The following is a 19,180-nucleotide window of genomic DNA, read 5'->3' on the forward strand; positions in this document are numbered from 1 at the left end:
CCTGTGACGTCCGCTCAGCCGAACTGCTGCTCCAGGTCCTTGAGCTTGCGCTCCAGGGAGTCGAGCCGCGGCAGGGCCATGGTGTCGTCCTCGGCGGTGAGGTCGACGGTGATCGACTTGTCAGCGCCGTTGCGGACGGGCTGCAGGGAGGGACGCGTACGCACGGGCAGCTGCTCGGGCGTGGATATGGCGGAGTCCGAGGCCACCTGGGCCGCCGGTACACGCTCCACGGTGGTGTCGACCTGGCGTCCGCCGCCACCGCCACCGCCGCCGCCCCGGCCGGGCAGACCGCGGTGGCCCCGGCTGATGGCCTTGAGGTGGGCGCGCTCCAGACGCTCCTGCTCCCGCTTGCGCGAGCGGTTCTCCTCCTTCATCCGCTTGTCCTCACGCACCTCGTCCACGGCCTCGTCCAGGCTGCGCACACCCTCCAGGAGCATGAGCGACCAGGCCCTGTACGTCTCACGCGGGGCGCGCAGCCAGCGGACCACGCGGATCTGCGGCAGCGGACGCGGCACGAGACCCTGCTCGCGCAGCGCGGCCCGGCGGGTCTGCTTCAGCGCGCGGTCGAACAGCACCGCGGCGGAGAGGGACATGCCGGCGAAGAACTGCGGGGCGCCGTCGTGGCCGAGACCCCGGGGCGCGTGCACCCAGTTGAACCAGGCCGCCGCACCGGCGAACGTCCACACCAGTATCCGGGAGCCGAGGGCCGCGTCACCGTGGCTGGCCTCGCGCACCGCGAGCACCGAGCAGAACATGGCGGCGCCGTCCAGGCCGAACGGAACCAGGTACTGCCACCCGTCGGTGAGGCCCAGGTTCTGCTCGCCGAAGCCGACCAGGCCGCGGAAGGAGAGCGCGGCGGCGACCGCGGCACAGCAGAAGAGGAGGATGTAGGAGAAGAGACCGTAGAGACTCTCCTTGCGCCTACGGCGCTCCTCGCTACGTTCCCAGGAATCCTCGGTCTTCGCGTGCTCCCCGGCGCGCTTGCCGCGCGCGAGCACCGCAACCGCCGCCAGCATGCCCAGGAGCAGTACGGCGCCCGGAAGCAGCCAGTTCAGCGATATGTCGGTCAATCTCATCAGGGGTCCCTTGCATTGGGATAGGGCGTAACGCCCGCCATAGTGGCCCAATCCTCGCGGCCCTCAGGGGGTTTCGGGGCAAGAGACCGCCAAAGAAGTGCAATGAGTGACGCCAGGCGGCATTCTGCTCGAACTACCGCGCGAGGGACGGGAGTTGAGTGCGAGTGAGATTACCCGTTCGAGTGGTTCAACGGAAAGTTCCTGCGGCAAGTGAGGAATTTGTGAACCAGTTGTAATCAAACGAGGATCCCACCCGGAGTTGATCTTACGGCACATGCCGCGGGCGATCGCCGGGGGGTCGTCCGGCGAGAAGCATCCTCGGGTCGCGAGCCCCCGTCAACTGCCGGAGGGGGCCGACGGCTTGCGCGGGACGGGGCGTCAGCCCGTCCCGGCCGCACCGGCGGCGGCCGTCAGCCTGGTGATCCGGTCCGCCTCGCAGGTGCGCGGGCAGGTGACACAGGTGTCGTCCGGGGCGATCGTGTAGAACATGCAGCAGCTCGCCCGGTCCCGGGTGGGCAGCGACTCGCCGCCGGGACCGGTCAGTTCACGGAAGCCCGCGGCGCCCACGTACGGCTTGGTCGCCCCCGGCAGCAGCAGCTCCAGCTCGCGCCGGCAGCGCCGGTGTTCGTCGGGGCCGAGGAGTTCGGAGACGTACCAGATCCCCTCGACGATCTCGTCGGTCGCCATGCCCCACAGTGCGCGTCCGCGCCGCCGCATCCGGGGACCGAAGCCGCCGAGGACCGGCTCTATGTGCTCGGCGAACGCCGCCCGCACCTCGGCCCGCAGTACCTCCTCGTCCGGGACCACCCGGGCACCCGGCTCGCCGGCCGCGGGATCGTCCGGCAGGCAGCTGAACGTTTCGCCGCGCACCACCAGCCGGCTCTGCTCCCGCTGGAACGCCACCTGTCCGGCGGGGAACCGCGGCACCCGGCGCAGCAGGAACCAGGGGACGGTGAAGAGCAGGCACGCGTACCAGGCGTAGCGGTGCAGTCCGAAGGCCGCCACCACGTCCGGGCGGCCCTCGCGGCCGTAGTCCCGCAGGATCTGGGCCTCGTCCCAGGCGAGGAAGGTGTCCAGCTCGGCCCCGGCCGCCGCGAGTCCGGCGGCGGACACCCACCCCTCGCCCACGGGCAAGGGCTCCATGGGGGAGAGTTCTGTCACGCTCACCATCGGCAGGACCTCGGTGAGACGCGCGTACGCCGCCGCCATGGGCGACGTGCGCGAAGTGGGGGCCGGGGCCGGAGCTGAGTGGGGCATACGGGGACCACCGTTTCGCCGTCGGTGCCAAGTAAGGCTTACCTTACCCGAGGTGGTCGAGGTTTGAACTGAGGGCATGTGCGCCTATGGTGCTTTACGACCGGTAACAACCCCAGTAGTGATGTAAGCGCCCCCATGTACCCCGTCGGCCGCCCCACTCGGCCCGACGGACACCCGACTCGGCTCGCAGGAGGACCCGTGGAGCAGGCCGGACCGCGCTCGCGCGAGGCCGCCGCGAGTGCGCCGGAGGTCCCCGCCGCGCCCCGTCCGGCGTCGGCGTACCGGGTGCCCGCGCAGCCCGGGGTCGCGGACGTCGACCGGGAACGGGGCATCGCGGCGGACGGCCGCCCGGGCGCGGCGCACGGGGACACGCGCTCCGGTGACACCCGGTCCGGCGGCACCCGCTCCGACGACACCCGCCCCGGTGCCGACGCGGCCCGGGGCGAGCACACGCACAGCGAGACACCGATCCCGCTGCCGCGCGCCCAAGGGCGCCCCGTCGTGCAGCGGGCCTCCGTGCGCGGGCAGATCCTGGACGCGCTGCGGGCCGCGCTCGCGGGCGGGGAGCTGACACCCGGCGAGGTGTACTCGGCACCGGCCCTCGGCGAGCAGTTCGGGGTCTCCGCGACCCCCGTGCGCGAGGCGATGCAGCAACTCGCCATCGAGGGCGCGGTCGAGGTCGTGCCCAACCGGGGCTTCCGGGTCGTCCGGCGGGGCGCCCGCGAGCTGGCCGAACTCGCCGAGGTGCGGGCGCTGCTCCAGGTGCCGGTGATCGCCCGTCTCGCCCGTACGGTGCCGGCGGACCGGTGGGGTGAGCTGCGGCCCCTCGCCGACGAGACGGCCCGCGCGGCGTCCTCCGGGTGCCGGGCCACGTACGGCGACGCGGACCGGGCCTTCCACCGGGGGGTGCTGGGGCTGGCCGGGAACGAGCAGTTGCTGCAGCTCACGGACGACCTCCACCGGCGTACGCAACTGCCGCTGGGGGGTGCGCACGTGGGTGCCTCCGGCAGTGGGGGGCGGGTGGAGCTGATGGCTGACGCCGCGGAGCACATCGCGTTGCTGGACGCGTTGATGGCCGGGGACCTGGAGGCCGCGTGCTGTCTGGTGGAGCGGCATTTCGGGGTGGGGGGCTGAGGATTCGTCGGCGGGTGCGGCCCGGTGGGGCTTCTCGCGCAGTTCCCCGCGCCCCTGAAAAGCAGGGGCTGCGCCCCGTGCTTTTCAGGCCCGCCGCCGGTTGGCTTCCAGGCCCGCGGGGGCCTGGGCTTTCAGGGGCGCGGGGAACTGCGCGAACGGCCCCCACCGGACCCGCAGCCGCCGACGAACCCGCACCCCCGAGCCATGAGGCGCCCGGCCCTCACGCCGTCGCGGCCGGTGGTGGTGCCAACTGGCGGGCCAGCCACGTCGGTACGCCGCCGAGGAGCCGGAACAGGCGGCCGGCCTCCTCGCGGAGGCGGGACGCCTCCGGCTCGGACTCCGTGTCGGCCAGGGAGACGAGCGCCGGGGCCGTGCCCACCAGATACCCCAACTCCTCCCGGATCCGCAGGGATTCGGCGAAGCCGTGCCGCGCCTCGGCCAACTCCCCGTCGCGGAAGGCGAGTCCGGCGAGGTGACGCCAGGTGAAGGACTGCAGGAGCAGATCGTCATGGGCGGTCGCCCCCGCGTGCGCCCGCCGGTACGCCGCGCGCGCCGCCTGCGGGGAGCGCGTGAGGTTCTCGGCGAGCACCCCCCGGCGGAAGTCGAGCAGAGCCCGCCCCGGGGCCCCCGGCGCGATCAGCGCCGCCGCCCGGCCGAGCGCGGCCCGCGCCTCGTCGGCGCGGTCCCGGACACCGAGCAGCGTGGCCGCGTACGCCAGTTGACCGCGCTCACAGGCCGCCGCGCCCCGCTCCTCGTCGGTCCTGGCCTGCGCCTCGGCCGTACGCAGCGCGTCCTCCGCGTCCTCCCAGCCCTGCTCGGTGTAGAGGCAGCGCTCGACCAGCAGTGAGGTCCGCTGGAGCGAGCCCTGAGGGGTGTCGGGCTCGATCAGGGCCGCCGCGTCGACCCAGCAGGCGCGTGAACGCAGCCGCCATACCGCGGTCTGGAGTGGCTCGTCACCACCGGTCGTTCCGTTTCCAGACATGGCGGTATGCGCCACGTTGCCCTCCCCGAGCACGCCCTTGAGCTTTGAGTGGTGGGCGCATCTCAGCACGGATTCCGGGGCCCGGCCAAGGGGGTGGGTGAAGGAATTCACAAAGTCATGGGGTGCGGACGGCGCACTTGGATCTTCGTCCACCACCCCTAGGGTCTGTCTTCACATTCCCGTCGTCGCCCGAATGGCGTCGCGGGGCAGGCGGGAATGTGAAGACAGGCCCAAGGCCCCGCCATGACGTCAACTCATGCGCAGGGCCAGGAAGAAGTCCAGCTTGTCCTCCAGCCGGGAGAGGTCCCGGCTCGTCAACTGCTCGATGCGGCCCACCCGGTACCGCAGGGTGTTGACGTGCAGATGGAGCCGGGCGGCGCAGCGCGTCCAGGAGCCGTCGCAGTCGAGGAACGCCTCCAGGGTGGGGATCAGCTCGGCGCGGTGCCGGCGGTCGTAGTCGCGCAGCGGGTCGAGGAGCCGGGCCGTGAAGGCGCGGCGCACGTCGTCCGGGACGAAGGGGAGCAGCAGCACGTGCGAGGCCAGCTCCTGGTGGCCGGCCGCGCAGACCCGGCCGGAGCGGGCCGCCGCCACCCGGCGGGCGTGCCGGGCCTCCTCCAGCGCCCCGCGCAGCCCCTCCGCCGAGTGCACGGCCGCGCTGACGCCCAGCGTGAGCCGCCCGTCGTCGTCGAGACCGGCGGCCAGCGGGCCCCGTACGGCCGCGAGGAGGGTGTCGGCGTGGAGGCCGTCCTCGGAGCCGGGGTGCTCGGTGGAGACCGCCGGGAGGGGGACGAGGGCGATGGCCTCCTCACCCGTGTGGGCCACCGCGATCCGGTCGGACGGTTCGGGGCCCGTGGCGAGGGGGTCGACGAGGATCTCCTCCAGGAGCGCCTGGGTGACCGGGCCGCTGTCGATCTCGCCGCCGTCCCACTCGACCCGGGCGACGACGACCTGCCAGTGCGGTGCCGATCCGAGGCCGGGCAGCAGCACCGGCGCCGCGACCCTGAGCCGGGCCGCGATCTCGGCCGGGGCCGCCCCCGCCTGCACCAGCTCCAGCACCTCCTGGGCGAGCCGGCGCCGTACCGTACGGGCCGCGTCGCGCCGGTCGCGCTCGACCGCGATCAGCTGGGTGACGCCGTACAGCAGGTCGAGCCGCTCCGCGGGCCAGTCCCCGGCGTCGGCCTCGACCACGAGGAGCCAGTCCGACAGCACCGTCTCGCGGACGTCCCGGGCGGCGCCCGGCGTACGGCCCGAGCTGCTGATCGGGAAGAGGGAGTACGTGGTGGTGCCGACGGACACGCGGTGCGGGCCGCGCCGTCCGGTGCGGGCCGCCGCCAGGTGCTCGGCGGCCAGCCGGGCGCACAGCTCGGCGGGCAGTTCGGCGGCCGGGCCGGGCCCGGCGGCCTCGGGGCCCGCGACGAGGCGGCCGGCGGGGGAGAGCACCCAGGCGCGCAGGTCCAGGTCGGAGCCGAGCAGGTCCAGCACGACGTCCGGGCCGCCGCCCGCCGGGCCCGAGGTCATCATCCGGCGGTGCCGGTCCACCACGGCCGCCAGATCCCCCGCGCGCTCCCCGGAGACCTGCCGTACGACGTGCTCGGTGATGGTCGCGAAGGCCACCGACTCGTTGACCGCGAAGAGCGGCAGCCGGTGCCGGGCGCAGGCCGCCACGAGGTCCTCCGGGACGGCGCCCAGCTCGGCCTCGCCGGCGGCCAGCGCGGTGACCCCGGCACCCGCCAGCAGCCGGACGAAGGGCTCGGAGTCGGCCGCGTCACGGCGCCAGGCGAGGCCCGTGAGCACCAGCTCGCCGCCGGAGAGGTAGCGGCTGGGGTCCCTGAGGTCGGTGGTCATCACACCGCGCACGGTGCGGTCCAGCTCGTCCTCGCCGCCGAGCAGCCTGAGGCCCAGCGCGTCGGTGTCCAGCAGTGCGCGCAGGCGCATTCTCGTCGCCGCCGTTCCTGTGTCGAGAACAAGGATGTTTCCAAGGGAATACCAAGAGGTTGCAGATGTCCTCCGTTCATACGAATCTACAAGATGCGCCCCCTGGCCAGCCAACTCCTTCATGTTTTCCGTGACTGACCGGGGCGGAGGAGAGGGCTGTGTACTGAAGCTCAGGACACCTGAACAGCATGGATACGAGCCGGGCCCGCCGCACACGATCTGGCTCAAAGAGAACGACTCCAGACGAAGAAGAGAGCCGGATTTCATGGACTTCCTTCGCCCCGCCAGCTGGGAGGAGGCGCTCGCCGCGAAGGCCGAGCACCCCACCGCTGTGCCGATCGCCGGCGGCACCGATGTGATGGTCGAGATCAACTTCGACCACCGTCGGCCCGAGTATCTGCTCGACCTCAACCGCGTCGGCGAACTCTCCGAGTGGGAGGTCGGCGAGGGAACGGTCCGCCTGGGCGCGTCCGTCCCCTACACCCGGATCATGGAGCACCTCCGCACCGAGCTGCCCGGCCTCGCCCTGGCCTCGCACACGGTCGCCTCCCCCCAGATCCGCAACCGCGGCGGCGTCGGCGGCAACCTCGGCACCGCCTCCCCGGCCGGCGACGCCCACCCGGCCCTGCTCGCGGCGGGCGCCCAGGTCGAGGCCGAATCCGTACGCGGCACCCGGCTCATTCCCATCGACGACTTCTACACCGGCGTGAAGCGCAACGCGCTCGCGCCCGACGAGCTGATCCGCGCCGTCCACATCGACAAGGCGGACGGCCCGCAGCAGTACTCGAAGGTCGGCACCCGCAACGCCATGGTGATCGCCGTGTGCGCCTTCGGGCTCGCCCTGCACCCGACGACACGGACCGTCCGCACCGGCATCGGCTCGGCGGCGCCGACCCCCGTCCGCGCGCGGGCCGCCGAGGAGTTCCTGAACGCGGCGCTCGACGAGGGCGGCTTCTGGGACGACGGCCGGATCATCACCCCGTCCGTCGCCAAGCAGTTCGCGGACCTGTGCGCCGGTGCCTGCAACCCGATCGACGACGTGCGCGGCACCGCGAGCTACCGCCGCCACGCGGTCGGCGTCATGGCCCGCCGCACGCTCATGTGGACCTGGGAGTCCTACCGCGGCACCGCCCGCGCCACGGAGGGAGTCGCGTAATGCGTGTCAGTTTCACGGTCAACGGCCGTCCGCAGGAAGCCGACGACGTGTGGGAGGGCGAGTCCCTGCTGTACGTGCTGCGCGAGCGGATGGGCCTGCCCGGCTCCAAGAACGCCTGCGAGCAGGGCGAGTGCGGCTCCTGTACGGTCCGCCTCGACGGTGTGCCGGTGTGTTCGTGCCTGGTCGCCGCCGGACAGGTGGAGGGCCGCGAGGTCGTCACGGTCGAGGGGCTCGCGGACTTCGCCAAGCAGCGCGCGGAGAAGGGCGGTTGCGCGTCCGGTGTCTGCGGTACGACCGGTGAGGCCGGTACGGGCGGGACTTCGCTCGACGAGGCCAGGCAATGGGCGGCCCGGGGCACCGACTCGCAGACCGGCGAGGGCGGAGAACTGTCCCCGATCCAGCAGGCGTTCATCGACGCCGGAGCCGTCCAGTGCGGCTTCTGCACCCCGGGTCTGCTGGTCGCCGCCGACGAGATGCTGGAGCGCACTCCGAACCCGAGCGACGCGGACATCCGCGAGGCGCTGTCGGGCAACCTGTGCCGCTGCACCGGCTACGAGAAGATCATGGACGCGGTCCGTCTGGCCGCCGCCCGGCAGTCCGAAGGGGTCTGACCATGGGAACCACCGGCCTGCCCACCAACCTCACCCAGGGCTCCCGCACCAAGGGCGGCATCGGCGAGTCCACGCTCCGCCCGGACGGCACCCTCAAGGTCACCGGCGAGTTCGCGTACTCCTCCGACATGTGGCACGAGGACATGCTCTGGGGCCAGATCCTGCGCTCCACGGTCGCCCACGCCGAGATCCTCTCCATCGACACCGCCGAGGCGCTCGCCACCCCCGGCGTGTACGCGGTGATGACGTACGACGACCTGCCGACCGAGGTACGCAACTACGGCCTGGAGATCCAGGACACCCCGGTCCTCGCCCACGGCAAGGTCCGCCACCACGGTGAGCCCGTCGCGATCGTCGCCGCCGACCACCCCGAGACCGCCCGCCGCGCCGCCGCCAGGATCAAGGTGGAGTACCGCGAACTGCCGGTCGTCACCGACGAGGCCTCCGCGACCGCGCCGGACGCCGTCCTCGTCCACGAGGGCCGCGACGACCACCACTTCGCGCATGTCGCCCACCCGAACATCGTCCACCGCCAGCCGATCGTCCGGGGCGATGTGGCGGCGGCCCGGGAGCGCGCCGACGTGATCGTCGAGGGCGAGTACGTCTTCGGCATGCAGGACCAGGCGTTCCTGGGTCCCGAGTCCGGACTCGCCGTACCCGCCGAGGACGGCGGTGTCGACCTCTACATCGCCACCCAGTGGCTCCACTCCGACCTGCGCCAGATCGCGCCCGTGCTCGGACTGCCCGAGGACAAGGTCCGGATGACCCTGGCCGGCGTCGGCGGCGCCTTCGGCGGGCGCGAGGACCTGTCGATGCAGATCCACGCCTGTCTGCTCGCGCTGCGCACCGGCAAACCGGTCAAAATCGTCTACAACCGCTTCGAGTCCTTCTTCGGACACGTCCACCGCCACCCCGCGAAGCTGTACTACGAGCATGGGGCGACACGCGACGGAAAGCTCACCCACCTCAAGGCCCGCATCGTCCTGGACGGCGGCGCCTACGCCTCCGCCTCCCCGGCCGTCGTCGGCAACGCCTCCTCGCTCGGCGCCGGGCCGTACGTCGTCGACGACGTCGAGATCGAGGCGATCGCCCTCTACACCAACAACCCGCCCTGCGGCGCGATGCGCGGCTTCGGCGCGGTCCAGGCCTGCTTCGCCTACGAGGCGCAGATGGACAAGCTGGCGGCGAGGCTCGGCATGGACCCGGTGGAGCTGCGGCGGATCAACGCCATGGAGCAGGGCACCCTCCTGCCCACGGGCCAGCCGGTCGACTCCCCGGCCCCCGTCGCCGAACTCCTGCGCCGCGTCAAGGCGATGCCCCTGCCGCCGGAGCAGCAGTGGCGCACGGCGGGCGAGGCGGCGGACGTACGACAGCTGCCGGGCGGTCTGTCCAACACCACGCACGGCGAGGGCGTCGTCCGGGGCGTCGGCTACGCGGTCGGCATCAAGAACGTCGGCTTCTCCGAGGGCTTCGACGACTACTCGACGGCCCGGGTGCGGATGGAGGTCGTCGGCGGTGAACCCGTCGCCACCGTCCACACGGCCATGGCGGAGGTCGGCCAGGGCGGCATCACCGTCCACGCGCAGATCGCCCGCACGGAGCTGGGCGTCGCCCAGGTGACCATCAACCCCGCCGACACACAGGTGGGTTCGGCGGGCTCGACCTCCGCGTCCCGTCAGACGTACGTCACCGGTGGCGCCGTCAAGAACAGCTGCGAGCTGGTGCGGGAGAAGGTCCTGGAGCTGGGCCGCCGCAAGTTCGGTACGTACCACCCCGCCTGGGCGACCGCCGAACTGCTCCTGGAGGGCGGCAAGGTCGTCACCGACGGCGGTGAGGTGCTGGCCGACCTGGTGGACGTCCTCGGCGACGAGGCCGTCGAGGTCGAGGCGGAGTGGCGGCACCGGCCGACCGAGCCGTTCGATCTGCGGACCGGGCAGGGCTTCGGCCATGTCCAGTACTCCTTCGCCGCGCACCGGGCGGTCGTCGAGGTCGACACCGAGCTGGGCATGGTCAAGGTCGTCGAACTCGCCTGCGCGCAGGACGTCGGCAAGGCGCTCAACCCGCTCTCCGTGGTGGGCCAGATCCAGGGCGGTACGACCCAGGGGCTGGGCATCGCGGTGATGGAGGAGATCGTCGTCGACCCGAAGACCGCGAAGGTGCGTAATCCGTCCTTCACGGACTACCTCATCCCCACGATTCTCGACACGCCGACGATCCCCGTCGACGTGCTCGAACTCGCCGACGATCACGCGCCGTACGGGTTGCGTGGGGTCGGGGAGGCGCCGACGCTGTCGTCGACTCCGGCCGTGCTCGCGGCGATTCGCTCCGCGACGGGGTTGGAGTTGAACCGGACGCCGGTGCGGCCGGAGCATTTGACCGGTACGGCGTAGTCGTCGACCGGGGCGCCTGAGAGCTCGGGGGTGCGCGGTTCGTCGGCGGGTGCGGGTGCGGGTGCGTTGTGGTTGCCCGCGCAGTTCCCCGCGCCCCTTACAAGCCCCGGGCGCGACCCATGCCGTCAAGGGGCGCGGGGAACTGCGCGACCAGCCCCCGCCCACCCGCACCCGACCACGCACCCCACAAGCACACACCACGTTCGTCTCGGGCCGTCCCCCGGGTCGGGCACCTTCCCAAAACGGCCGACGCACCGTGCGGCGGCCGGGCCCCTGTGAACCTTGGGAGAAGGCCCCATGACCCAGCAGTCGCTCAAGCCGAGGACGGCAGCCGAAGGCACCGCCGACCCCGCCGGCCGGTCCCGTCTCGACCGGTACTTCCACATCTCCCGCCGAGGCTCCACCGCCGCCCGGGAGGTCCGCGGCGGCGTCACCACCTTCATGGCGATGGCGTACATCCTCCTGCTCAACCCGCTCATCCTGTCCGGCCCGGACGCCGCGGGCGCCACGCTCGGCCAGAAGGCGCTGATCACGGCGACCGCGCTCGCCGCGGCCGTCACCACGCTCCTGATGGGCTTCGTGGGCAAGGTCCCGCTCGCCCTCGCCGCCGGCCTCTCCGTCTCCGGTGTCATCGCCTCGCAGGTCGCCCCGCGGATGACCTGGCCGCAGGCGATGGGCATGTGCGTGATGTACGGCGTGATCATCATGCTGCTGGTCGTCACCGGCCTGCGCGAGATGATCATGAACGCCATCCCGCTGGCCCTGAAACACGCGATCACCATGGGTATCGGCCTGTTCGTCGCCCTCATCGGCTTCTACAAGGCCGGGTTCGTCCACCAGGGCAAGGCCACCCCGGTCAGTCTCGGCCCCGCCGGTGAACTCGCCGGCTGGCCCGTCCTCCTCTTCGCGGTCACCCTCCTCGCGATCTTCATGCTCCAGGCCCGGGGCGTCCCCGGCGCGATCCTGCTCGGCATCGTCGGCGGCACGGTCCTGGCCGTGGTCCTCAACGCCCTCGACGTCATCGACCCGAAGCAATGGGCGAGCGGCGCACCGGAGTTGCACGGCAGCGCCGTCTCGATGCCGGACTTCTCGCTCTTCGGGCACGTCGAGTTCGGCGGCTGGGGCGACGTCGGCGCGATGACGGTCGGCATGATCGTCTTCACCCTCGTGCTCGCCGGGTTCTTCGACGCGATGGCCACCATCATCGGCGTCGGCACGGAGGCCGGACTCGCCGACGACCGGGGCCGGATGCCGGGCCTGTCCAAGGCGCTGTTCATCGACGGCGCGGGCGGCGCGATCGGCGGGGTGGCGGGCGGCTCGGGCCAGACCGTGTTCGTCGAGTCGGCCACCGGGGTCGGCGAGGGCGCCCGTACCGGGCTCTCCTCCGTCGTCACCGGCCTGTTCTTCGCGGCCTGTCTCTTCTTCACCCCGCTCACCGCGATCGTGCCCGGCGAGGTCGCCGCCGCCGCGCTCGTCGTCATCGGCGCCATGATGATGATGAACGCCCGGCATGTCGACTGGTCCGACCGCGCCACCGCGATCCCGGTCTTCCTGACCGTCGTGATCATGCCGTTCACGTACTCGATCACCGCGGGCGTCGCCGCCGGAGTCATCTCCTACGTCGCCATCAAGCTCGCGCAGGGCCGGGCGCGGGAGATCGGCGCGTTCATGTGGGGCCTGACGGTGGTCTTCCTCGTCTTCTTCGCCCTGAGCCCGATCGAGAGCTGGATGGGCGTGCACTAGCGGCCGCCCCCGCCCCGAACACCTTCCCCGTACCTTCCACGCAACCGTTGTTCGAGGAGACCGAGAGATGCTGGACATCGCCGAAGAACTGCACCGGTGGGTCGAGCGCGGGCGTGACTTCGCCGTGGCCACCGTGGTGGGCGTGAGCGGCAGCGCGCCCCGCCGACCGGGCGCCGCCCTCGCGGTGGACACCGACGGCACGGCGATCGGCTCGGTCTCCGGCGGTTGCGTGGAGGGTGCCGTCTACGACCTGTGCCGGCAGGCCCTGGCCGACGGCGAGACCGTCCTCGAACGCTTCGGCTACAGCGACGAGGACGCCTTCGCCGTCGGTCTGACCTGCGGCGGAGTCATCGACATCCTCGTCACCCCGGTGCGGGCCGGCGACCCCGTCCGCCCGGTGGTCGCCGCCGCGCTCGACGCCGCCGCGAGCGGGGAGGCGGCGGCCCTCGCCCGGATCGTCTCCGGCCCGGCGGAACTGCGGGGCCGCGCCCTGCTGGTCCGACCCGACGGCTCGTACGACGGCGGCTGCGGCGCCCACCCCGAACTGGACCGTACGGTCGCCGCCGAGGCCCGCGCCCTCCTCGACGCCGGCCGCACGGACACCCTGGAGATCGGCGAGCGGGGGTCGCGCTGCGGGGCGCCCCTCACGGTGCTCGTCGAGTCGTCCGTCCCGCCGCCCCGGATGATCGTCTTCGGCGCGATCGACTTCGCGTCGGCGCTGGTCCGCGTCGGCAAGTTCCTCGGCCACCATGTCACCGTCTGCGACGCCCGCCCCGTCTTCGCGACCCGCGCGCGCTTCCCGGAGGCCGACGAGATCGTCGTCGAATGGCCCCACACGTACCTGGAGCGCACCTCCGTGGACGCCCGCACGGTGCTGTGCGTCCTCACCCACGACGCCAAGTTCGACGTCCCGCTCCTCCAACTGGCCCTGCGGCTCCCCGTCGCCTACGTCGGCGCGATGGGCTCCCGCCGCACCCACCTCGACCGCAATGAACGCCTCCGTGAAGTCGGCGTCACCGAACTGGAGTTGGCCCGACTCCGCTCACCCATCGGCCTCGACCTCGGTGCCCGCACACCGGAGGAGACGGCCCTGTCCATCGCCGCCGAGATCGTCGCCGACCGCCGCGGCGGCACCGGCGTCTCCCTCACCGGTGCGCACACCCCCATCCACCACGACACCACCTCCGGCCTCCGCCGGCTGCCCACCCTCCGCGTCTCCTGACCCCGATCCCGCCCCACCGGCTTGACCCCCGCCGCCGCAGGCCCGACCGTTGCGGTACGACAACAGCACGACGGGGGCGGCGAGTTGAGTACGGGGAGCAGCGGGGAGCGCCCGGACGACGAGGGCGTGGGCGAGGGTACGGGCGAGGCCGTGAGCGAGGGTGACGGCGCTCAGGCCGATGAGACGCGTGATCGGCGGCGGCTGTCGACCCTGTCGACGACCCTGCTGGGCCTCTTCCTCCTTGCCGACGTCGTCTTCGTCTGCGGGGCCCTCGTGACGCTCTGGCCGGCGGTGCTGGCGACGGTGGAGCCCGGCGCGGAGCCCACGGCCACGGCGCGGTGGTCGCCGTTCGGTCTCGGGGGCTGGGCGTTGACCGCCGACACCGCGATGCTGCTGGCCGTGGTGGTGTGCAGCGCGCTCGGCAGCTTCGTGCACGCGGCCACGTCCTTCGCGACGTACGTCGGCAACCGGCGGCTCTACGCGAGCTGGCTGTGGTGGTATCTGCTGCGCGCCGGTATCGGGGTGGCTCTGGCGCTCCTCGTCTACTTCCTGCTGCGTGGCGGCCTGTTCGCCGGCAGCTCCGGCGCGGGCGCGACCAACCCGTACGGCTTCTCCGGCATCGCCGGGCTCTGCGGACTCTTCTCCAAGCAGGCCACCGACAAGCTCCGCGAGATCTGCGACACCCTCCTCAGCACCACGGGCGACGGCGACCGCGACCGCCGCGACGGCCTCGCCGCCGCCCGCAACGGGGACCCGGGCGCGCCCTGACCGGGCACGGGGGGCGGGCGCCCGGCGCCTCACCCCGGCTTGCGCGCCAGCACGTACGCCTGAGGGGTGCTCGCCGTGGTGCCGGGACCGTCGGCCTCCCGCACCAGCCGCGCCGACTCGACGAACCCGGCGTCCCCCAGCAGCCCGGCGACCCGCTCCGGAGGGAAGCGGTGGACGTCGAGGTCGAGCGGGTGGCCGTACGCGTGGGACAGATGAACGGACTCGTCGCCGACTTTATAGGCGAGCGCGAGGAGACCGCCGGGGGCGAGCACCCGGTGGAACTCGGCGAACAGCGGCGGGAGTTCGGCCGGTGGGGTGTGCACCGTGGAGTACCAGGCGAGGGCGCCCGCCAGCGAGCCGTCCTCGAAGTCGAGCGCGGCCATGTCGCCCACGTCGAACCGGAGCCGGGGGTGCGCCCAGCGGGCCACGGTGACCATCTCCGGCGACAGGTCCACACCGCAGACGTCCAGCCCCAGTGAGGCGAGATGCCCGGTGATCCGCCCCGGACCGCATCCCAGATCCGCGACGCGTCCGCCCCCGGCGCCCAGCACCCGTTCGGCGAACACCCCCAGCATGGCCCGCTCGAACGGGCTGTCCGCCAACTCGTCTCTCAGCAGCTTCTCGTAGTCGGCGGCGACGGTGTCGTAGGACTCCCGGGTGGTGCGCCGATGGTGTGTGGCCATGGTCCGGCACGTTAGTCCGTGCCTCTGACAACCACCTCGAACACCCGCCGGAACAAGCCCTGTCGGGGTCAGCCCGTCCCCTCGTCCTCGCCCGCCAGCAGCACGTCCATCGCCCGCCCGAACATGCGCCGCGCCAGCCATCCCAGCGGCCGGTCGAAGAGCCCCGGCAGCCGGCGCACCCGCAGATCCTCCCGCCACACCGCCCGGGACCCTCCGTCACCGTACGGAAGCACCTCGAACTCCGCCCAGCCGGTGACGAACGAACCGCGCTTGACGAGACGGCACTTCCCGGGGACGGTCCCCGACGGCGGCTGCCAGAGCGTGACCTCCATCGGGTCGTCGAAGGCGAGCGGACCGACCCCGCTGCGGGCCACGAACACCGTGCCCTCGCCGGTGGGTGGCGGGGTGCGCACGGTGACGCGGGTCAGCGGGACGACGTCGGCGTGCCGGGGCCAGTCCGTGAGGCGCTGCCAGGCGCGGTCGGCGGGGAGCCGGGGGAGCCGTTCGAGGCGGAAGAGAACCACGGGGCGATCGTAAGTGAACAATTGCGGATGGGGCGGGCGGGCCTGGTCCTCCCGCGCCTACGACGCGTGCCACGGGGTCGGCGGGCCGATCAGAGGCCGTCGCCTTCCGACCGGACCGCGGACCGGACTTGCGGACCGCCCTCTGGACCGACTCCGGACCGCCCTCTGGACCGACTCCGGGCCGACCCCGGACCGGCTCCCGGACCGCCCCGCCGCAGGGCCCCTACCGCCCCGCCGCGCCGTACGGCACGATGAGCGCGACCGCACGCCCGCCCCAGGCCGGAAGGTGCTCCCGTGGACTCTGAACTGCACGGCAGGCTCGACGAGTTGCAGCGGGACCCGTATCCGCACTACGCGCGCGCCAGGGCGGCGGAGGGGCTCACGTACGTGCCCGAGCTGGACTCCTGGCTGGTGGCACGGGATGCCGACGTACGGGAGGCGCTGCGGCGCCCGGAGGAGTTCTCCTCGGCCAACGCGCTGCGCCCGGACGTGATGCCCGCCCCCGCCGCGCTGGCCGTGCTCGGCGGTGGCTTCGGCGGCCGTCCCGTCGTCGTCACCACCGACGGCACCCTGCACCAGGAGCTGCGCGCGCCCATCGTCCGGGGGCTGTCGCCCGCCAGGGTCGCGGCCGTCCTGCCGTACGCCGCCGAACGGGCCGCCGCCCTGGTCGACGGCTTCGTCGAGGCCGCCGAGGACGGCCGGGAGACGCACGGCAAGGACGAGGGCGGTCGGGTCGAGCTGATGTCCGCGTACGCGGGACGGCTGCCCGGCGAGGTCATCGGGCGCCTCGTTGGGTTCGACCCGGACGACGTACCGGCGCTGGTGCACGGCGGGCACCGAGCCGAGCAACTGCTGTTCCGGCCCATGACGGAGGCCGAACAGATCGCGGCGGCCGAGGACGTGGTCGCCACGGCCCACCGGCTGGACGCCTTCGTCCGCGCCCGGCACGCCGACCCGCGCGAGGACCTGGGCACCGAACTCATCACCTCCGTCGCCGGGACGGACACGGCCGAGCTGACGCTCGATCACCGCCACCAGATCGTCGGCCACCTGCAGAACCTGCTCATCGCCGGACATCTGACCACGACGGCCCTCATCGGGACCACACTGCTCCACCTCCTGCGCGACCGCCGCCAGTGGGAGCTGCTCTGCGCCGAGCCCGAGCGCATCCCGGCCGCCGTCGAGGAGGCCGTCCGCTACGACACCGCGCTGCAGGGCTTCCGCCGTGTCACCACCCGCCCGGTCACCCTCTCCGGCACCGAACTCCCCGCCGGGGCGCCGGTGTTCCTCGCCTTCGGCAGCGCCAACCGGGATGCCGGGCGCCACTCGCGCCCCGACGACTTCGACATCACCCGCCCCACCGGCAGCCGCCACCTCTCCTTCGGCTTCGGCACCCACACCTGCCCCGGCTCCCAGCTCGCCCGCGAACAACTGCGCCTGACCCTGGAGCAGTTGACGAGCCGTCTGCCCGGTCTGCGGCTCGCGCCGAACCAACGGATCACCATGCGCCCGACCCTGATCCACCGCTCCCCGGAACGCCTCGAACTCGTCTGGTGACCTCTCGGGACGGGGCCGGAGTCACACGTCCAGCAACTCCCGTGCCGCCACCGGCACTCCCGTCTCCAGAGAACGGTTCGCCGCCAGCCCCGTCACCAGCGACCGTGCCCCGTCCACCGCGTCGGCGGCCCGCCCCAGCCCGTCCGGCACCCGCTCCCCGAACAGATCGGCCAGCATGCGGACGTCCCCGCCGCCGTGACCGCCCTCGCCCGTCTCCACCTTGCTTGTCGGGCAGGGGAAAGCCGAATCGCCGTCAGGGCGATTCGGCGTCTCGGGAGAGACGGTGGTGAGGCCGGTCTGGAGCCGTTCGTGGTGGCGGGTTGAGGGCCCGGTGGGAGGGGCGTCCTGGATGGCAAGAGCGTGCCGTCACTCGCACGGGTGATGCTGATCGAAGTCGTGCGCGGGAGGGGAACGAGGTGTCTAGATTCGTGGCATGTCACGTTTCCGGATGTACCCGTCGCGCGCGCAGGCCGAGCGGATGCTCACGCACTGCGCGCACGCCCGGTACGTCTGGAACCTCGCTGTCGAGCAGCACGCGCACTGGCGGCGGTGGCGCAATTCCGCGCCCGGCTTCGCGGAGCAGTGCCGTCAGCTCACCGAGGCCCGGCGGGAGAACGAGTGGCTGGGTTCGGGGAACGCGGACGTGCAGCAGCAGGCGTTGAAGGACTTCGCCCAGGCCAGGAACGCCAGGTTCACGTCCGGGTTCGGTGAGCCGACGTGGCGCAGGAAGCATGTGCACGAGGGCTTCCGGGTCATCGGTACCGACCGCGTACCGGAATACGAGGCAGACGGTTCGCCAAAGCTGAACGCGAAGACCGGCAGACAGGTCATGGGCCGCTCGGTGGTCGTGCAGAAGCTGAACCGGCGGTGGGCCCAGGTCAAAGTGCCCGGCTGCGGCTGGGTCCGCTTCCGCCTCAGTGCCAGAGGCAAAGGCGCGAAGCTGCCCGACGCCAAGACGTTCCGGGTCACCTTCCGCAATGGGCAGTGGCACATCGCGTTCGCCGTCATCCCCGACCCGGTCGAGGCGCCGGACACGGGCGAGGTCATCGGCATCGACCGGGGTGTCACCGTCACCGCCGCCCTCTCCGACGGACGGAAGCTGAACTGTCCCCAGCTCACCACCCGCGAGCGGGCGCAGATCCGCAAACACCAGCGGCGGGCTGCTCGCGCCCCCAAGGGCAGCAAGGCCAAGGCGGCCGGGTACGCTAAGGCCGCCAGGCTCAAGGCGCGCGAAGCCGACCGGCGCAAGGACTGGTGCGAGAAGACCTCGACCATGCTGGCCCGGTCCTACGACCTGGTGCGGTTCGAGAGGCTGAACATCAAGACGATGACCCGCTCCGCGAAGGGAACCGTGGAGCGGCCCGGCCGGAACGTGGCGCAGAAGTCCGGCCTGAACCGGTCGATCCTCGCCCAGGGCTGGGGTCTGCTCCGGCAGCGCACCGGGCACAAGGCCCCCGGCCGGGTCGAAGACGTTCCCGCCCCCTACACCAGCCTGCGGTGCAGTGCCTGTGGATGGATCGACAAGAACTCGCGCAAGAGCCAAGCCGAGTTCGTCTGTTCCTCCTGCGGCTTCACCTGCAACGCGGACACCAACGCCAGTATCAACATCGCGGCAGGACAGGGCGGGATCCCCCGCCCCCGGCGGACAGCCGGTGCCGGAGGGACGACACCGCCCAACCAGCGGTCGAGCGTCCGTGAACCTCAGCCCGAATGGGTTGGAATCCCCCTCTTTTAGGAGGGGGAGGATGTCAACGTGCAGACCACGACCAGATCGACCCGTTCGCGCCGCAGCATCTCCCCGAACTCGTGGGCCGCGTACGCCGGTACGGGCGCGTGGCCCGGATGGTCGGCCGCGATCCAGGCGTCGTGCACGGCCATGCGGTGCGCGTTGGTGTCGCAGAGGCCCACCAGGTCGATCCGGTCCGCGAAGGGTCCCGTCAGCGCCTCGGTGAACATCCGGGCGCGGGCGCCGAGCCCCACCACGGCGGCCCGGCGGCGGCGAAGGGAGGTGGTGCAGGAGTCTTGTAGTGACATCCGGACTTTCCCTAGGGCCATACGGGGGTGGAAGCGCTTTCTAGTGAAAGAGGTGACCCACTCATGCCCCGAATCAGGACGAGGAAGTCCTGGAAACCCCGTGCGGCG

The 19,180-nt window shown here is 72.4% G+C and carries 17 protein-coding genes; 9 read left to right on the plus strand and 8 right to left on the minus strand.

The window, feature by feature from the left end; translation table 11 throughout:
- Positions 1-14: 14 nt before the first annotated feature.
- Both J8M51_RS24465 and J8M51_RS24470 read right to left on the minus strand, forming a co-directional pair.
- On the minus strand, positions 15-1,076 hold the full coding sequence (locus J8M51_RS24465; RefSeq protein ID WP_086758861.1) for a DUF2637 domain-containing protein: 1,062 nt from the start codon (positions 1,074-1,076) through the stop codon (positions 15-17).
- A gap of 378 nt (positions 1,077-1,454) precedes the next feature.
- Positions 1,455-2,333 carry a (2Fe-2S)-binding protein gene (locus J8M51_RS24470; protein WP_267299475.1) on the minus strand — a complete coding sequence of 293 codons (879 nt, stop codon included), beginning with the start codon at positions 2,331-2,333 and terminating at the stop codon, positions 1,455-1,457.
- A 198-nt stretch (positions 2,334-2,531) separates the two neighbouring features.
- Between J8M51_RS24470 and J8M51_RS24475 the strand changes: the two genes are divergently transcribed.
- Complete coding sequence (locus J8M51_RS24475; RefSeq protein WP_256965494.1) at positions 2,532-3,467, plus strand: GntR family transcriptional regulator; 936 nt, start codon at positions 2,532-2,534, stop codon at positions 3,465-3,467.
- A gap of 220 nt (positions 3,468-3,687) precedes the next feature.
- Here the strand turns inward: J8M51_RS24475 and J8M51_RS24480 are convergent, their stop codons facing one another.
- On the minus strand, positions 3,688-4,464 hold the full coding sequence (locus J8M51_RS24480; RefSeq protein ID WP_086758867.1) for a hypothetical protein: 777 nt from the start codon (positions 4,462-4,464) through the stop codon (positions 3,688-3,690).
- Between the two features lie 234 nt (positions 4,465-4,698).
- Positions 4,699-6,384 carry a PucR family transcriptional regulator gene (locus J8M51_RS24485; RefSeq protein WP_267299476.1) on the minus strand — a complete coding sequence of 562 codons (1,686 nt, stop codon included), beginning with the start codon at positions 6,382-6,384 and terminating at the stop codon, positions 4,699-4,701.
- A gap of 265 nt (positions 6,385-6,649) precedes the next feature.
- Between J8M51_RS24485 and J8M51_RS24490 the strand changes: the two genes are divergently transcribed.
- From J8M51_RS24490 to J8M51_RS24515, 6 genes are all read left to right on the plus strand, one after another.
- Positions 6,650-7,540 carry an FAD binding domain-containing protein gene (locus J8M51_RS24490; protein WP_086755662.1) on the plus strand — a complete coding sequence of 297 codons (891 nt, stop codon included), beginning with the start codon at positions 6,650-6,652 and terminating at the stop codon, positions 7,538-7,540.
- Positions 7,540-8,151 carry a (2Fe-2S)-binding protein gene (locus J8M51_RS24495; protein WP_086755661.1) on the plus strand — a complete coding sequence of 204 codons (612 nt, stop codon included), beginning with the start codon at positions 7,540-7,542 and terminating at the stop codon, positions 8,149-8,151. Before J8M51_RS24490 ends, J8M51_RS24495 begins: the two co-directional genes overlap by 1 nt.
- Positions 8,152-8,153: 2 nt before the next feature.
- Positions 8,154-10,541, plus strand: a complete 2,388-nt coding sequence (locus J8M51_RS24500) for a xanthine dehydrogenase family protein molybdopterin-binding subunit (protein WP_086755660.1) — start codon at positions 8,154-8,156, stop codon at positions 10,539-10,541.
- A 297-nt stretch (positions 10,542-10,838) separates the two neighbouring features.
- Positions 10,839-12,284, plus strand: a complete 1,446-nt coding sequence (locus J8M51_RS24505; protein ID WP_086755659.1) for an NCS2 family permease — start codon at positions 10,839-10,841, stop codon at positions 12,282-12,284.
- A 67-nt stretch (positions 12,285-12,351) separates the two neighbouring features.
- Positions 12,352-13,506 carry an XdhC family protein gene (locus J8M51_RS24510; RefSeq protein ID WP_267299477.1) on the plus strand — a complete coding sequence of 385 codons (1,155 nt, stop codon included), beginning with the start codon at positions 12,352-12,354 and terminating at the stop codon, positions 13,504-13,506.
- A gap of 84 nt (positions 13,507-13,590) precedes the next feature.
- Positions 13,591-14,274: a hypothetical protein gene (locus J8M51_RS24515; RefSeq protein ID WP_267299478.1), complete on the plus strand. Its 684-nt coding sequence runs from the start codon at positions 13,591-13,593 to the stop codon at positions 14,272-14,274.
- Between the two features lie 29 nt (positions 14,275-14,303).
- Here the strand turns inward: J8M51_RS24515 and J8M51_RS24520 are convergent, their stop codons facing one another.
- Both J8M51_RS24520 and J8M51_RS24525 read right to left on the minus strand, forming a co-directional pair.
- Positions 14,304-14,957 (minus strand): class I SAM-dependent DNA methyltransferase, encoded by a 654-nt coding sequence (locus J8M51_RS24520; RefSeq protein WP_086761545.1) that lies wholly within the window; start codon positions 14,955-14,957, stop codon positions 14,304-14,306.
- Positions 14,958-15,025: 68 nt separating this feature from the next.
- Positions 15,026-15,481, minus strand: coding sequence for an SRPBCC family protein (locus tag J8M51_RS24525; protein ID WP_086761547.1), 456 nt, complete (start codon positions 15,479-15,481; stop codon positions 15,026-15,028).
- A gap of 294 nt (positions 15,482-15,775) precedes the next feature.
- Between J8M51_RS24525 and J8M51_RS24530 the strand changes: the two genes are divergently transcribed.
- Entirely contained in the window at positions 15,776-17,038 is a 1,263-nt protein-coding gene (locus tag J8M51_RS24530) for a cytochrome P450 (RefSeq protein WP_086761549.1), read from the plus strand.
- A 21-nt stretch (positions 17,039-17,059) separates the two neighbouring features.
- Here the strand turns inward: J8M51_RS24530 and J8M51_RS24535 are convergent, their stop codons facing one another.
- The gene (locus J8M51_RS24535) at positions 17,060-17,215 is read right to left on the minus strand and encodes a hypothetical protein (protein WP_236067866.1); all 156 of its coding nucleotides are present in this window, start codon (positions 17,213-17,215) and stop codon (positions 17,060-17,062) included.
- 256 nt (positions 17,216-17,471) lie between these two features.
- Here J8M51_RS24535 and J8M51_RS24540 point away from each other — a divergent pair, with 256 nt between their 5' ends.
- A complete protein-coding gene (locus tag J8M51_RS24540) occupies positions 17,472-18,773 on the plus strand; it encodes an RNA-guided endonuclease InsQ/TnpB family protein (protein ID WP_086761551.1) in 1,302 nt (433 codons plus the stop codon).
- Here the strand turns inward: J8M51_RS24540 and J8M51_RS24545 are convergent.
- Positions 18,770-19,072, minus strand: coding sequence for a Gfo/Idh/MocA family oxidoreductase (locus tag J8M51_RS24545; RefSeq protein ID WP_236067865.1), 303 nt, complete (start codon positions 19,070-19,072; stop codon positions 18,770-18,772). The two genes, J8M51_RS24540 and J8M51_RS24545, sit on opposite strands and share 4 nt — an antisense overlap.
- Between the last annotated feature and the right edge of the window lie 108 nt (positions 19,073-19,180).

The sequence above is a fragment of the Streptomyces griseiscabiei genome (genome assembly GCF_020010925.1).
GTDB lineage: Bacteria > Actinomycetota > Actinomycetes > Streptomycetales > Streptomycetaceae > Streptomyces > Streptomyces griseiscabiei.